The organism is Bacteroides sp. An279, from assembly GCF_002159615.1.
Lineage (GTDB): Bacteria > Bacteroidota > Bacteroidia > Bacteroidales > Bacteroidaceae > Phocaeicola > Phocaeicola intestinalis.
The window spans coordinates 24,598-38,572 of sequence record NZ_NFJA01000030.1 but is presented as its reverse complement, the minus strand read 5'-3'; the positions used below and the strand labels follow the sequence as shown (position 1 = coordinate 38,572).

Sequence of the window (13,975 nt, the reverse complement as noted above, 5' to 3'; positions counted from 1 at the left end):
GCCGGATGACCCGAAGCCCGGCTTCCACCGCCTTCCTCCGCCCTTTCCGCTACGCTCCAAGGACGGAGGAAGGCGGTGGCGGAGTTGCACTTCTAACTTGACGGTGGGAAAAAAACAAGCAAAATACAACTCTTTAAATGTTCTGAACGTAACATTCACTTCGAAAAATGTCCTTGTCCTTCCAAAAAGTCACCGAAGATACGAGCTGCCAACTCTATCATTTTCGGACAAGGACGCTTGGCATAATATTGTGGCGTGCGCTCCTCGGGAACAGAGGTTACAGGCTCTTTTTTCGACAAGCCCAACAATTCTCCACAACACAACGTACCGGTCTGTTCCTTGAACTTTGCAGCAAGCTCTTGCACCAAAGCATAATTGGCAGACTTGCTTGCACGATCGGCTCCCACGACTGCACTACGTTCCAGTCCGGCAAGCAAAAACATGCCACATGCCGCTCCACAAGTCAGACGCATCCGTCCGATTCCGGCACCGAACGAAGCCGACATCCGGAACGCCTGCTCGGGTGTAAAGCCATAAAGGTCGGCGTATGCCCCTACCACCGATTGTGCACAATTGTATCCTTCTTTAAATAAAGACACAGCTTTCGCCACACGTTCTTCTTTCGTCATCATAATCGCTTAGTTTTCCAATACATTATTAATAGGTTTCCCCCCAATCCATGCCTGCAGATTGTCTACTACCTGTTTCATCAACCGTTCACGCGCTTCTTGAGTAGCCCAAGCAATGTGAGGCGTAATGAAACAATTTTTCAATTTCAATAAAGGGTTCCCGGGCGAAGGAGGCTCCGATGAAAGTACGTCAAGTCCCGCCCCAAGCAGTTTTCCACTCAGCAAAGCACGTTCCAATGCTTTCTCGTCTATCAGCCCACCCCTGCCGGTATTGATTAAAATCGAACCTTTCTTCATCAATGACAAACGGAACGAATTGACCATTTCCTTCGTTTCAGATGTAAGCGGACAATGCAGGCTCACGATGTCGCAAGTAGAAAACACATCATTCAATTTCGCCTTCTCGTATTCTTTCGGCAATTTCATATCCATATTATGCGGACAAACAACCACTTTCATGCCAAATGCCGAAGCCACCTTAGCCATAGCCTGACCGATATGCCCGAAACCGACCAGCCCGATGCGCTTCCCGGCCAACTCTACCAGCGGAGTGTCGCGATAAGAAAAATCATTTTGTGCACTCCACACACCGTTGTGCACCTCGTTTGCATAATGCCCCACGCGTAATGTAATGTTCAGGATATGGGCAAAAGCCATCTGTACTACCGAATCGGTGCTGTATGCCGGAATGTTGGTCACAACAATGCCCTGATTACGGGCTACCTCCAGATCAATGATGTTATACCCTGTAGCCAACACACCTATGTATTTCAAATCGGGCAAATGTTCCAACGTGTAACGGTCGAGCACGACTTTATTGGTCAATACCACATCAGCCCCTTCTGCCCTCCTTATCACATCTTCCTGTGACGTACGGTCGTGTACCGTCAATTCGCCCAGTTCTTTCAATTCTTCCCATTCACGTTCTCCCGGATTCAATGTATATCCGTCTAATACTACAATCTTCATAATTACTTTTCTTTGTTATTCTTTAAACCGCTCTCCCCACAACTGCACCATCCGGTCTTTCAACTTCTGTTCGGCAGGGTTTTCCTGCGCATGCCAGAAACGATGTCCCTGGATGCCGTCGGGTAAAAACTGCTGTTCTACAAAATGTCCTTTATAATCGTGTGCGTACTTGTATTCCTTCCCATATCCCAGCTCCTTCATCAGCTTGGTAGGAGCATTGCGCAAGTGGAGTGGCACAGGCAAGTTTCCGGTACTGCGAACCGTACTTATCGCTTCATTGATGCCCATATATGCCGAATTGCTCTTGGGACTGGTAGCCAGATAGACGGTGGCTTCTGCCAGCGGAATGCGCCCTTCGGGCCAGCCAATCTTCATTACGGCATCGAATGCTGCATTGGCAAGCAACAACGCATTCGGGTTTGCCAGCCCGATGTCTTCCGAAGCCGATATCACCAGCCTGCGGGCAATGAAGGCTGGGTCTTCTCCCCCCTCTACCATACGGGCAAGCCAATACAAAGCACCGTCCGGGTCACTTCCCCGAATCGACTTGATGAAAGCCGAAATGATGTCGTAATGCATCTCACCATCCTTGTCGTATGCCAAAGGATTCTGTTGCAGGCGTTCCACCACTTTCCCATCGGTAATGACAATCGGATCCGAATCGTCCGCTTCTACCACCAGTTCCAGAATGTTCAACAATTTACGCGCATCTCCTCCCGAATAGCGCAACATCGCATCGGTTTCCTTTAATTCGATGTGTTTCTCTTTCAGCACCGCGTCTTTCTCCAGCGCATGGTGAAGCAATTCCAGCAAGTCGTCTTTCTCCAACGATTTCAGCACATACAGCTGACACCTTGAAAGCAACGGACGGATTACCTCAAACGAAGGATTCTCCGTAGTGGCACCTATCAAGGTAACCACCCCCGTTTCTACAGCGCCCAGCAACGAGTCTTGCTGCGACTTGCTGAAACGGTGTATTTCGTCGATGAAAAGAATCGGACTCTGCTGCGAAAAGAAACGCCCGCCACGAGCTTTTTCGATGACATCACGCACTTCCTTCACTCCCGAAGTGACTGCACTCAAGGTATAGAAAGGCACTTCCAGCCTGTTGGCTATGATTTGTGCCAACGTGGTCTTCCCCACTCCGGGAGGCCCCCATAATATAAAGGAAGAGATGCGCCCGGCATCAATCATCCGCCTCAATACGGCACCTTCTCCCACCAGATGTTTCTGCCCGATATAATCGTCTAATGTTTTCGGGCGCATCCTTTCCGCCAATGGTTGTGACATAACTCTAACTTTTTATCTCACAAAAGTAAGTATTTTCAAGATGTGAAGGAAAAACAGAGCTGGGAATTTTATAAAAAAGGCAAACGTAAGGGCATAAAAAAAGCCTCTTTTCACAAAGAAGCTTTTTTAAGTTTTCAATAGGTATTAGTTTTTTTTTTAAGGTAAAAAGATTGTTTTCAGGATAACACCACAAAGATGAGGCCTTTTTCTGAACTAAACAAATAAAAACTTATGTCTTTAAACATGTTTTTCGATTTTCTTTCATTTTTCTTTCTTTGCATTCTTTAAGGACCCCACCCCTTCATACTGTTACAAAAGTAATAAAATTTCTTTAAAAGCAAACAAAAGAATCAAGATAATCCGAAATCTGTGCTATAATGACAATATTTTCTTTTCCACCCTCAAGTCGTCTTCCGTCATCCGAGGCGAAGGAATGTTGCACATACGGATAATATCTTCCGCCTGACAGGTATAATCGTAGTATGCCTTTTCTTTTTCATCCAGCACCTCCGGAGCCTTCAGTTCTCCCTTCAATTTCAAAAACTCGTCACGCGCTATGCTGTCCGAATATTTTACAAAAAGGATGCGCCGCGCCACGGGATTGTAATTATAGTCGAAACACATATACAGGCCGCGCAAGAAAGGCGGACGGTCGTACATCGGAAGCTTCAGGCAAATGTAGAACAAAGAGAGTTGGGGCGAAGGGTTCTCGTTGAACATCAGGTACAGGTGGTTGAAGCCGTTCATCAAAGCCGTACCCCAATGGGTCACCCCATACGCATTGTTATGCCCCACCTCCACATAATTGCCGTTCTCGGCAGGGGCAATCAGGTAGGGTTCAATCTTCAGGCTCCGGCTCCCCGACGAAATGCTATAGCTGATGTAAATGCCGCTGAAGTTGAACACACGCCCCATCGTCTCCTGCACATTGTTTTCCAACTGTACGAGAAACGGGCATCGGGCATCTTCCGGAACCGCCTTTGCCTGATAATCCGTGGAGAACAAAGAGTCTTTCAATCGGGCAAGCGAACCGAGCAATTTCTTTTTCGACACATTGTTCACCCACACCAGCGCATTGTTCAACGCCTCTTCCTCGCCCATCCCTTTCTCGCGGTTCTTGAAATAAGCGGGAAGCACCGTCGAATAAATAGCCGACAAGACGCTGGGCGAAAAGCCTGCCCGTTCCGCCATGTCCTTCATCTTGACGCCTTTCTGGCGCAAGAATGTCATGCGGTCGTATATTTCTTTCAATTCCTCCATAATAAAAACAGGGTTTGGGCACGAAGTTAATCAAAATTCTTCAAATATCCGCCCCGAATCATGCAGATAGTTGCGTTGCCCGATGCATATAGCTGCACCGGCATGTGCCTGTATATGCAAGTTTGGAAGACACGAAGCGTTACAATTGTTACAAATGACAATTACAAAAGTGTATTTCAACAAGGCGATTCCAGATTCCAATGAGGGAAGACTGAGACAACATAGAAATTATATATTATATAATATATATAATATATAATTTTAAGAAGAAGTTCGCACCATCGGCTGGCTTACATGAAAACGGTTTTCAATTAATTGTAATTGTAACAATTGTAACGCTTCCTCATATTACAAACCGGTTTCATTTCCATGTCAGTGTGATGTCTATTTTGTAAAAGAACCGTTTCAGGAATGTTTCTGAATTGTTACACGAATATGATTCCTGCTTTATTCATTTTTCCCTTGACGGCAAGGCCCTACTTTTGCACCGGAATCAAAACGAGAACAGAAACATGAGAACTCAAACACAAACCATACCCGGAAACAAAAAGCCGATGCCCGACTGGCTCTTCGTGCTTTGGGCAGGAGGCACAGCCCTGCTTTCCTATTCCCTGGTCTATGCCCTGCGCAAGCCTTTCACGGCGGCAGAGTTCGAAGGGCTACAAGTGTACGGGATGGACTACAAGATAGCCGTCAGCATCATCCAATTGCTGGGTTATGTAAGCGCAAAGTTATTAGGCATCAAATACATTTCCGAATTAAGACCCGAAGGACGCCTGAAGTTCATCATCGGCTCGGCTGCTTTGTCCGAAATCTCGCTCATCGCTTTCGGCGTGCTCCCTATACCTTATAATATAGTGGCGCTCTACTTCAACGGGCTTTCGCTGGGCTGCATGTGGGGAGTGATTTTCAGTTTCCTCGAAGGGCGGCGCACCACCGACATCCTTGCCAGCATCATGGGCGTAAGCATGGCGCTCAGCTCGGGCGTGGCGAAATCGTTAGGCCTTTATGCGCTCAACCAGCTTCACGTGAGCGAGTTCTGGATGCCTGCCCTCATCGGAGCCGCGGCTTTTCCCCTGCTCTGCTTCACCGGATGGATGATGACCCGCTTCCCCAGACCTACGGAAGCCGACATCGCTTCGCGTTCGGAACGCGTCACACTGAACGGGCACCAGCGCTGGGCTTTGTTCCGCCGGTTCATGCCCCTGCTCATCCTGCTTTTCGGAGCCAACCTCCTGCTCACCGTACAACGCGACATCAAGGAAGACTTTATCGTATGCATCATCGATGTACAGACCATCTCTTCGTGGGCATTCGCGCAAATCGACTCGATAGCGACCTTTGTCCTGCTGGCTGTATTCGCCTTGCTCGCCACAACCTACAATCACCTGAAGGTGCTTTGCATGTTATTGATACTCTCTACATTCGGTATGGGAACCTTGGCGTTCTTAGGGGCGACCGAAGGAAACGAGCATATCCCCACCACCATCTGGCTCTTCCTTCAAAGCCTTTGCCTGGACATCGCTTACCTGAGCTTCCAGACCATCTTCTTCGAACGCTTCATCGCCTGCTTCAAGATAAAGGGAAACGTGGGGTTCTTCATCATTACCATCGATTTTGTAGGCTATTTAGGCACACTCGGCTTGTTGCTCTTCAAGGAATTCTGCGCCTCTCACATCGACTGGACATCCTTCTACAACCACATGAGCCTGTTCATCGGAGTGGCATGCTGCCTTTCCTTCATCGCCTCGCTGATCTACATGATTTATGCCCGGAAACGCAAGCAAGGCCCCCTGCCCGAAAAGGCGGAACAACCTGAAACAAGAAAGAATGAAAAAGAAAATAATATCTACTTAACAACTTCTGCTATATGAAAAAGATTGAATGTGTGATTTTAGACTGGGCGGGAACCGCCGTAGATTATGGATGTTTTGCACCGGTATCGGCTTTCATCGAAAGCTTCCGTACGCTGGGACTCGAAGTGAGCGCCGCCGAAACACGTGCCCACATGGGGCTGACCAAGATTGAAGAAATCCGTGCCCTGTTCCGTATCGACCACGTAAGCCAGGCGTTCCGCGAAAAATACGGACGCGACTATAACGAGAATGATATCCAATCCTGCTACGCCGAATTCCAACGTCTGCTATTCAGCACCCTGCGCAACTATTCGGGTCCGATAGCGCATGTAGTGGAAACCATCGACACCCTGCGTGGCATGGGCATCCTGATAGGCTCCACCACAGGATATACCCAAGAGATGATGGACATCGTCATCCCTTCCGCCGCCGAGCAAGGATACAAGGTAGACAATTGCGTCACCTCGGACAACCTGCCCGCCGGACGCCCTGCACCTTATATGATTTATAAGAATATGTGCGACCTCGCCATTCCTTCCCGCTTCTCGGTATTGAAATACGGAGATACGATTTCCGACATCAAAGAAGGTGTAAACGCCGGCGTATGGAGCGTGGGAGTCATCTTGGGAAGCAACGAGCTGGGACTGACCGAAGAAGAAGTGCAAAACATGCCCGAAGAAGAACTGAAAGCACGTATGCTCGAAGTAAGATACCGCATGTATGCCGCCGGAGCACACTATGTAGTGGATTCCATCAAGGAACTTCCCGCCCTGATCAATGCCATTAACGCACGCATGAACAACGAATAACCGATAATACAACTTTTAATTAAAGGAGTTAAGGAGTTAAGCCAATACCTCTGTGTATACGGTTCTTTGACTTACTATTGGCTTAACTTCTAACGGAGCAAAGCGGAGTGATAACTCCTTAACTTCTTAACTCCTAAAAAATAAACTAAATATCAACATCAACCTATATACAACATGAGACCGTATTTATTATTGACCCCCGGACCGTTAACCACAAGTGAAACCGTAAAAGAAGCCATGATGAGCGACTGGTGCACGTGGGACGAAGACTATAACGTAGGCATTGTGGAAGTAATCCGTAAAGAACTGGTAGAATTGGCAAGCAGCCACCCCGAAGAATATACTGCCGTACTGATGCAAGGAAGCGGAAGCTTCTGCGTAGAAGCGACCTTAGGCTCGGTCATCCGCCCCGAAGACCACCTGCTGGTTGCCGCCAACGGCGCATACGGCAAACGCATGGGGGTAATAGCCGACTATTATCACCTGAACTATCACCTGATGAAGTTCGACGAGACCCAACAGGTAGACCCGGCACAGGTAGACGCATACCTGAACGAGCATCCCGAAGTGACACACGTATCGGTAGTGCATTGCGAAACCACTACGGGTGTGCTCAATCCGCTGGAAGCCATCGCCGAAGTGGTAAAACGCCACGATAAAGTGTTGATAGTAGATGCCATGAGCAGCTTCGGGGGAGTACCCATCGATATGGCTCAATTAGGCATCGACTTCATGATTAGTTCTGCCAACAAATGCATCCAGGGCGTTCCCGGATTCGGATTCATCCTCGCACGCCGTTCGCTCCTGGAGCAATGCAAAGGCGTAGCACGCTCGCTCTCGCTCGACCTCTACGACCAATGGGATACCATGGAAAAAGGACACGGCAAATGGCGTTTCACCTCGCCTACCCATGTAGTACGCGCCTTCATGCAAGCCCTGAACGAACTGAAGGCGGAAGGAGGCATTGCCGCACGTCATGCCCGTTATAGTGAGAACCACCGTACACTGGTAGAGGGAATGCGCTCACTGGGATTCCGTACCCTGCTGCCCGATGAAGCACAATCGCCTGTCATCACCTCATTCTATTATCCCTCGGCAGATTTCAACTTCAAGGATTTCTATCAGAAGCTGAAAGCGAAAGGCTTTGTCATCTATCCAGGTAAAATCTCGCAAGCCGACACCTTCCGCATCGGAAACATCGGCGATGTATTCCCATCCGATTTCACACGCCTGGTAGAAGCCATCAAAGAAATCAGATAATTCCCTAAAACGGAGTCAATACAGCAAGTCCCGGCACAAGGCATCATGCTTTTGTGCCGGGACTTGATACGTTATGTCACCCTTATAGCTGAGACAAATACAGGTTCGTTGCTTCAAGATTAAAGTAATTGGCATCCCAAGTCTCATCGTCTTCCAGCCCCAGCCATTCACGCATTTCTTGAGCTTCTTCCGATTCCGGGTCTTCTTCCAACAATCCCTTCATATATTCATAGCCGGGCACACCGCCACAATCTTCCGGAGGGCAAGTTCCCTTACCTGCCAGACAACGGGCATGCAAGAGAGCCTCATCGGATACGGCCTCCAATTTGATCGTATGTATCCAGTCATCCCCGAAGTCGTACCAATAAACCAGACTTTTCGAGGAATCTTTTCCCCAAAAAGTACGCAATTTCAACTTACTTGCATCTTTTCTTGGAGCGAAAGAGAAAGCATCCATCTCATCCGGTTCGGATATATAGAAAGAACCGCCGTAAGCTTTATCGGAAAAAGAATACAAATGCGCGTTTTCCCACCCAAAGGCTTCTTGGATTACAAAATGGAATTGCTGGAAAGTAAAAGAGTCCGGTACCAATATCCGCCTCCATACAGGCGGTTTGGTGATACCTTTAATCTGAATTTTAAATTGGTAAGTCATGAGCTATGTATATTTTTGTTTGTTCATCCTCTGTTTGCCACTTCACTATGCCACCCCTCAAGAACTGCAAATATACGAAAAGATTTTAAATTCTTTTCCGAAAACATCAACAGATTCACTTTCCATATTCCGGTTCCGGCCATTCCGGCCATTCTTGTTCACATGGCATATTCATGTTCCAATTCGTTCACGATAGCTTTATTGATGAAGTCATTAATAGTAGTTCCGCTTCCGGCTACAGCCTCGGCCACACGTGAATGAAGTTCCGAAGACATTCTTACGATAAGTTTTCCACTATATGGTTTTTCCGGCTGTACGCCCCGTTCCTTACACTGCGAAAGATAATCGTCAACGCCTTCTTCAAAATCCTTACGAAGTTCGTCCACGCTGTTCCCCTCATACAAGATTGTTGCTTTATGCAATCCCTGTACTTTACCGAATAAGCAATTGTCTTCCGGGCTGAACTCTACAGATCCCGAATAGCCCTTATATTTAAAGAATCCCATAAATTATTTGTTTTTAGATTGTTCGTATTTTTCTATTAACCTGTTTTTCTGTATATGCTCTACAATACCTTTTATCACGTATGCCTTTAATATGCTTCCCGGATGCGGTTTGTGTAACGTGAAAGGAGCATCACCTTCCGGGTTTACAAATTCAACACGTGAACCTGATGTGCTTCCTTTATTGTTTTCTGTATATCCGAATATGCCGAACAACCTTTTAGCTTCATCATAAGTGAAGTCTTTCGGCTGTGACAATATACGGGCAATCAATTTTTCTTTAGTTCCCATCCTTTTATTATTTGAACACAAAGATACTAAATTTGATACTAAAAGCAAAATATTTCGTAGATATACTATGCACAATAGATGCCGCAAGAAGTATAAGAAGTATAGGTGTTTTATCAAATCTGTACCGACAAATCAAATTCTGATATATTTTCAAATTAATACATCGCCGGTTTCCATTTTTTGACAGGATAAACCTTTAATTTCCCATCAACCGTTTCCGTCCGGTCAATAAAATAGATTCTATCGCAAGATAAAATAGATTCATATAATGGCTCTGCTTCTTGCTTTGATGAAACTTTATCCCAATCTATTAAGGGCACTTCCTTCAAAAATGTTGTATCCCTCAAAAATACCAAATCTTCGCTTCGTAGAGGTGTATACACAAAAACATAAGAATACTTTTGCGCCTTATTCGTGCGGTCTAAAAGTGTAAATATATGTACCCTGTCACAAAATCGTTGGCTATCTTTAGGACTTATGTAATGTCTCACTCCTTTTACTTCAGATTGGGTAGAAGTAAATATAACACAAATTTCAGACTGGGCATACATATTCATCACGTATGCAAACAAAACGACTACCAGTAATACATTTTTTTTCATCATTTACAAACCTTGTTTCATTAAATAACCCATTGCTCCTTCCTAAACTATTCGTAATAAATCATCCCCTCCTTAAACACCAACCGTATGAAGTTCCGGCGAGTTGCATGGCACACCGACATCCCTATACTCTACCGTGTTGGCCTGTAACGTAAATATGGTTTCATTCCCTTTTTTATCTACATTATTAACATAGGAAGATCTGTCAAATACCAATGAGGCATTCCCTTTTTTCAAAACAAGTATAGTCAGGCGAGGCGGTTGGCTCATTATATAAGTGCCGATAAACAACAACGCCATGGAATCCTCACCCTGGTCTATTTTATAATAGAAAGACGTTTTCCTTATATCACCATCAGGCTCATTCGTCAGGTATCCCCAACCTTCGTTGTTTTCCAAACTACATATTTTCTTTCCTTGGCAGCTTATACGAATAAGGTGTATGTCTCCCGGATCATTTTCCCAATTCCTGTATTTCAAGCATTCTATGTCGTATCTGTCTCCATTAGACGTATATTCGCTTTCATCCGACATTCGAATGTAAGGAGAAGTATTCTTATACTTTTTAACCGGATATGTTTCGACATACTTCCCCTTGATAGTGATATTTCCATCAGTGTCCATATCAAATACTTGCTCCTGTCCATAACCCAACATAGCGGATGCCCAAAAGAATACTAGAATCAATACCGTTTTCATCACCTATACATTTATCCAATAAAAAAACACAACGCCATACAAAGATAAGGCTTTCTTTATCATTTCATCCTGACACAGCATTAAATTCTCATTTTCTCCCCAAACATTTGCTTTCGCACTTGGATTGTATTATCTTTACAGATGTTTCAGTTTTATGTTCCATGGGCTGGAATGTATATTCCACGCCTTGGAATGTATATTCCAGCCCATGGAATGTACATTCCGCGCCGTGGAACATAAAACAGATATTGCCGGAAACAGATTATAAACCTTAATGTATCATATTATCATGGATGCTCTTTATGATTTCTTGCCTGTGCCTTCTGCCAATGCGGAAGACACCACGCCTTTACCCTAAAATCGTGTCGAAAGGGACGGTTACGTTCGAGAAGCTGACCGAACAAATCGCCAACCATTCGGGACTGACCAAAGGAACCATCCTTGCCGTGATGGACGAGACAGACTATTCATTCATATCCTATAATAATTCCGGTTAATCTTTCCATTATAGGTTCTTTCTATTTTGTCTACCCGTTCATAAAGGAAAGGAAGTTTATGCGCCTCCAAATTACTCTTCAGGAATTTAACCAATTGTTTCTGGCTAAAATCCGGAGTTTCGTCTATTACATAAAGAAGCTTCAATACTTGCCCGATAACCGGATGCTCCGCACAGATACAAATGCATTCTTTTATACCAGGATATGCCAAAACCTGATTTTCCACTTCGACAGGAGAAATTTTATAACCGCCGATATTTATCACATCATCCATGCGCCCCTGAAGGTTCAGACGTCCTTTGGAATCGATAAAACCTAAATCTGACGTATATAACGCCTCTTCATGCAAAACAGAATGTGTAAGAGCCGGTTCGCCTATGTAACCCGTCATGAGCATAGGCCCTTTACATGCCACCGAACCTGCTTCCGTTATAAAAACCGAAGCATGCTTCATGGGATATCCCAAACATCCTGCAATGCACTCGTTGCATGAATAATCATACGTAGAAACAATACCCGTTTCTGTCGAGGCATAGGTATTATAAAGCCTGGTATGCGGCAACAACTCACGCAAAACCAACATGTCACATTGAGACATCGGTGCCGCTCCGGTTTCGATAAAATCTATCTTACCTGCCAAAGCACTTAATTTTCCGGAAGCAAACTGAATCAGCATACGCAAACTTGCCGGAACCAAAAAAGATGCAAGCCTAAAAGACGGATACTCGAATGCAGATAAAAAAGCATCCATGTTTTTCATGCCTTCGGTAATAATAATAGTTCCACCCAGCATGATGACAGGCCAAATTTTAGAAAGGCTTCCGATATGGTTCAGAGGACCGCTGATTACGAATACGGTCTCATCGGTGTACCCCTGTGACCCGATAAGATTTTCTGCATTCGACACAATGGCACGATGACTAATCATCACTCCTTTTTGCTCACCGGTAGTACCCGTAGTAAAAAGGATATCAGCGACATCCTCCGGAATATCATTGTCCCTTACCTGCTGTTCAATATGTTCCATACGGACGTCTGGTATATCATTCTCTAACGGTACAACGGTTTTGCCCGCCAAGTGGACCGCCAAATAAGTCACAATGAAACCAACCGACTGAGTAGCCCGGACAACAACGGCCTTTCCGCTTACAGACGCCCATATCGCCGCTTCTTCCCTTACACGTTCGTATAACCGAGCGTAGCTAATACATTCAGTTCCACAGACCAAAGCATCATGCTCCGGCCTTTCCTCTGCATGGCGTATCAAATAATCGTCAAGCTTTGTCATGTTTCTCCGACAGTTTACGCTCAACCAGTTCTACCAACGTATCCAGCGACCTGAAGTTTTTAGGTGTGGCATCACGGGATTCCAACTCTATACCAAACTCTTGAGAAAGAATCATCAATATGGTAACTACACCTAAAGAATCCAACTCGCTAAATAAAAATTCTGAATCAAAATCCACAATCGGGAGTTCTGCTTCAAGCAATGTCCGAATACGCTCTTTCATATCCTATTTAAATAGTTTTGGTAAAAAATCAACCAGATATTTGCGCCAGTTTTCCCATGTATGCCCACCATCCGTCTCATGGTAAACATAGGGATAAGCATTTGCATCCAACAATTTGCGCAAATCATCATTCAATTTCTTTGTAAAATCATCCTTTCCCACGGCAATATAATAAAGTGCCGGAGGATCAGCAAACAAACGTTCCATTTTTTCCTGCATGTGTTCATAGATTGCTAAATCGCCGTTATTGGCACCTTCCGTCAACGAAGATATCTTTTTATCCAATCCCCGGTTCCCGATAAAAGGCAAAATACTTTTAAGGTCGTTCCAAGCATCATTGATGCCCCTCATGCCCTGAATCCTTTTATTATTCAACGCATTGGTGGTCTGTGCTGAAAACAGGCCGATATAATCAAACACCTCCGGATTGTTCAACGAAATATACAGCGTATGCAATCCTCCCAACGACAAACCTGCTATGGCACGCCCATCCTTGTTCTTTATTGTCCGGTAATGGGCATCTACATAACCGACGATTTCTTTTACAAAAGATTTTTCAAACTTCCCGAACATCGATGCCACATTATTGGCATCAGGCTGGACATCCGGATGAGCCGGATCGCTTCCAGGCGCAGCGGCCAATGTGACATTCCCGTTAGGCATCACTACAATCATTGGCCGGCAAAGCCCTTGGCTTATCAGATTGTCCAATATCTGCATAGCCCTTCCGCAAGCTGTCCAAGAATCTTCATCACCCCCCGAACCATGCAGCAAATACAAAACTGGATAAGACGATTTACCCGAGCTATAAGCCGCCGGAAGGTATATGGTCATGCGCCGCTTTTTCATTCCATTGAGTTCAGACGGATACCATACATGATGCAATGTACCGTGCCTGACATTCCGGGTAGCATAATTATCGGCAATGCCTCCCCCAATGATAAAATAATTGAATTCTTTATCAATATCCCTCACCCGGTTCGGATTGTTCCTATCCAGGTAAATCGTATCTTCATCCACGAAATAACGGTAGGTATAAAATTCGGAAGGCAAAGGAGCGGTCGTATAGATCCAGAAGTCTCCTTCCCGTTTCATTTTCTTCTTTGATTCTTTCGAGAAAGAACCGATAGGAGTTTTAATTCTA

16 protein-coding genes are annotated in these 13,975 nt (G+C 45.4%); 4 read left to right on the top strand and 12 right to left on the bottom strand.

All coding sequences use genetic code 11. The annotated features are described in order from the left end of the window. Positions 1-155: 155 nt before the first annotated feature. The 4 genes from B5F78_RS07390 to B5F78_RS07375 all read right to left on the bottom strand — a co-directional run bounded on the left by B5F78_RS07390 (position 156) and on the right by B5F78_RS07375 (position 4,148). Positions 156-629, bottom strand: a complete 474-nt coding sequence (locus B5F78_RS07390) for a C-GCAxxG-C-C family protein (RefSeq protein ID WP_087209755.1) — start codon at positions 627-629, stop codon at positions 156-158. A gap of 9 nt (positions 630-638) precedes the next feature. Continuing rightward, positions 639-1,598, bottom strand: coding sequence for a D-2-hydroxyacid dehydrogenase (locus B5F78_RS07385; protein WP_087406392.1), 960 nt, complete (start codon positions 1,596-1,598; stop codon positions 639-641). 15 nt (positions 1,599-1,613) lie between these two features. Further along, a complete protein-coding gene (locus B5F78_RS07380) occupies positions 1,614-2,888 on the bottom strand; it encodes a replication-associated recombination protein A (RefSeq protein WP_022040290.1) in 1,275 nt (424 codons plus the stop codon). 372 nt (positions 2,889-3,260) lie between these two features. Further along, positions 3,261-4,148: a hypothetical protein gene (locus tag B5F78_RS07375; RefSeq protein WP_022040291.1), complete on the bottom strand. Its 888-nt coding sequence runs from the start codon at positions 4,146-4,148 to the stop codon at positions 3,261-3,263. Positions 4,149-4,660: 512 nt separating this feature from the next. Here B5F78_RS07375 and B5F78_RS07370 point away from each other — a divergent pair. The 3 genes from B5F78_RS07370 to phnW all read left to right on the top strand — a co-directional run bounded on the left by B5F78_RS07370 (position 4,661) and on the right by phnW (position 8,073). Next, complete coding sequence (locus B5F78_RS07370) at positions 4,661-6,022, top strand: DUF5690 family protein (protein WP_087406391.1); 1,362 nt, start codon at positions 4,661-4,663, stop codon at positions 6,020-6,022. Next, positions 6,019-6,813, top strand: coding sequence for a phosphonoacetaldehyde hydrolase (gene phnX / locus B5F78_RS07365; RefSeq protein WP_087248171.1), 795 nt, complete (start codon positions 6,019-6,021; stop codon positions 6,811-6,813). The genes B5F78_RS07370 and phnX overlap by 4 nt, the downstream gene beginning before the upstream one ends. A 174-nt stretch (positions 6,814-6,987) precedes the next feature. Continuing rightward, positions 6,988-8,073, top strand: coding sequence for a 2-aminoethylphosphonate--pyruvate transaminase (gene phnW, locus B5F78_RS07360; protein ID WP_087406390.1), 1,086 nt, complete (start codon positions 6,988-6,990; stop codon positions 8,071-8,073). An 82-nt stretch (positions 8,074-8,155) separates the two neighbouring features. Here the strand turns inward: phnW and B5F78_RS07355 are convergent, their stop codons facing one another. The 5 genes from B5F78_RS07355 to B5F78_RS07335 form a co-directional block, all read right to left on the bottom strand. Beyond that, complete coding sequence (locus B5F78_RS07355; protein WP_087406389.1) at positions 8,156-8,728, bottom strand: plasmid pRiA4b ORF-3 family protein; 573 nt, start codon at positions 8,726-8,728, stop codon at positions 8,156-8,158. A 158-nt stretch (positions 8,729-8,886) separates the two neighbouring features. After that, positions 8,887-9,234: a type II toxin-antitoxin system HicB family antitoxin gene (locus B5F78_RS07350; RefSeq protein ID WP_087248175.1), complete on the bottom strand. Its 348-nt coding sequence runs from the start codon at positions 9,232-9,234 to the stop codon at positions 8,887-8,889. A gap of 3 nt (positions 9,235-9,237) precedes the next feature. Then, positions 9,238-9,522 (bottom strand): type II toxin-antitoxin system HicA family toxin, encoded by a 285-nt coding sequence (locus tag B5F78_RS07345; protein ID WP_013617533.1) that lies wholly within the window; start codon positions 9,520-9,522, stop codon positions 9,238-9,240. Positions 9,523-9,677: 155 nt separating this feature from the next. Then, entirely contained in the window at positions 9,678-10,127 is a 450-nt protein-coding gene (locus B5F78_RS07340) for a hypothetical protein (RefSeq protein ID WP_087406388.1), read from the bottom strand. 69 nt (positions 10,128-10,196) lie between these two features. Continuing rightward, on the bottom strand, positions 10,197-10,823 hold the full coding sequence (locus B5F78_RS07335; RefSeq protein WP_140400075.1) for a hypothetical protein: 627 nt from the start codon (positions 10,821-10,823) through the stop codon (positions 10,197-10,199). A gap of 329 nt (positions 10,824-11,152) precedes the next feature. Between B5F78_RS07335 and B5F78_RS17120 the strand changes: the two genes are divergently transcribed. Beyond that, positions 11,153-11,320, top strand: a complete 168-nt coding sequence (locus tag B5F78_RS17120) for a hypothetical protein (RefSeq protein ID WP_239473415.1) — start codon at positions 11,153-11,155, stop codon at positions 11,318-11,320. Here B5F78_RS17120 and B5F78_RS07330 read toward each other — a convergent pair. The 3 genes from B5F78_RS07330 to B5F78_RS07320 are packed head-to-tail and all read right to left on the bottom strand — an operon-like array spanning position 11,295 to position 13,926. Beyond that, positions 11,295-12,608 (bottom strand): class I adenylate-forming enzyme family protein, encoded by a 1,314-nt coding sequence (locus B5F78_RS07330; RefSeq protein ID WP_087210148.1) that lies wholly within the window; start codon positions 12,606-12,608, stop codon positions 11,295-11,297. The two genes, B5F78_RS17120 and B5F78_RS07330, sit on opposite strands and share 26 nt — an antisense overlap. Then, positions 12,595-12,831, bottom strand: a complete 237-nt coding sequence (locus B5F78_RS07325) for an acyl carrier protein (protein ID WP_022040301.1) — start codon at positions 12,829-12,831, stop codon at positions 12,595-12,597. The genes B5F78_RS07330 and B5F78_RS07325 overlap by 14 nt, the downstream gene beginning before the upstream one ends. 3 nt (positions 12,832-12,834) lie before the next feature. Further along, positions 12,835-13,926, bottom strand: coding sequence for an alpha/beta hydrolase-fold protein (locus B5F78_RS07320; protein WP_162608502.1), 1,092 nt, complete (start codon positions 13,924-13,926; stop codon positions 12,835-12,837). Between the last annotated feature and the right edge of the window lie 49 nt (positions 13,927-13,975).

Bases quoted from the DNA above. Each gene is read 5' to 3' on its own strand.
- B5F78_RS17120 (WP_239473415.1), top strand. From the start codon at position 11,153: ATGCGGAAGACACCACGCCTTTACCCTAAAATCGTGTCGAAAGGGACG.
- B5F78_RS07355 (WP_087406389.1), bottom strand. From the start codon at position 8,728: ATGACTTACCAATTTAAAATTCAGATTAAAGGTATCACCAAACCGCCT.
- phnX (WP_087248171.1), top strand. From the start codon at position 6,019: ATGAAAAAGATTGAATGTGTGATTTTAGACTGGGCGGGAACCGCCGTA.
- B5F78_RS07340 (WP_087406388.1), bottom strand. From the start codon at position 10,127: ATGATGAAAAAAAATGTATTACTGGTAGTCGTTTTGTTTGCATACGTG.
- B5F78_RS07325 (WP_022040301.1), bottom strand. From the start codon at position 12,831: ATGAAAGAGCGTATTCGGACATTGCTTGAAGCAGAACTCCCGATTGTG.
- B5F78_RS07390 (WP_087209755.1), bottom strand. From the start codon at position 629: ATGACGAAAGAAGAACGTGTGGCGAAAGCTGTGTCTTTATTTAAAGAA.
- B5F78_RS07330 (WP_087210148.1), bottom strand. From the start codon at position 12,608: ATGACAAAGCTTGACGATTATTTGATACGCCATGCAGAGGAAAGGCCG.
- B5F78_RS07335 (WP_140400075.1), bottom strand. From the start codon at position 10,823: ATGAAAACGGTATTGATTCTAGTATTCTTTTGGGCATCCGCTATGTTG.
- B5F78_RS07375 (WP_022040291.1), bottom strand. From the start codon at position 4,148: ATGGAGGAATTGAAAGAAATATACGACCGCATGACATTCTTGCGCCAG.
- B5F78_RS07350 (WP_087248175.1), bottom strand. From the start codon at position 9,234: ATGGGATTCTTTAAATATAAGGGCTATTCGGGATCTGTAGAGTTCAGC.
- B5F78_RS07385 (WP_087406392.1), bottom strand. From the start codon at position 1,598: ATGAAGATTGTAGTATTAGACGGATATACATTGAATCCGGGAGAACGT.
- B5F78_RS07320 (WP_162608502.1), bottom strand. From the start codon at position 13,926: ATGAAACGGGAAGGAGACTTCTGGATCTATACGACCGCTCCTTTGCCT.
- B5F78_RS07345 (WP_013617533.1), bottom strand. From the start codon at position 9,522: ATGGGAACTAAAGAAAAATTGATTGCCCGTATATTGTCACAGCCGAAA.
- B5F78_RS07370 (WP_087406391.1), top strand. From the start codon at position 4,661: ATGAGAACTCAAACACAAACCATACCCGGAAACAAAAAGCCGATGCCC.
- B5F78_RS07380 (WP_022040290.1), bottom strand. From the start codon at position 2,888: ATGTCACAACCATTGGCGGAAAGGATGCGCCCGAAAACATTAGACGAT.
- phnW (WP_087406390.1), top strand. From the start codon at position 6,988: ATGAGACCGTATTTATTATTGACCCCCGGACCGTTAACCACAAGTGAA.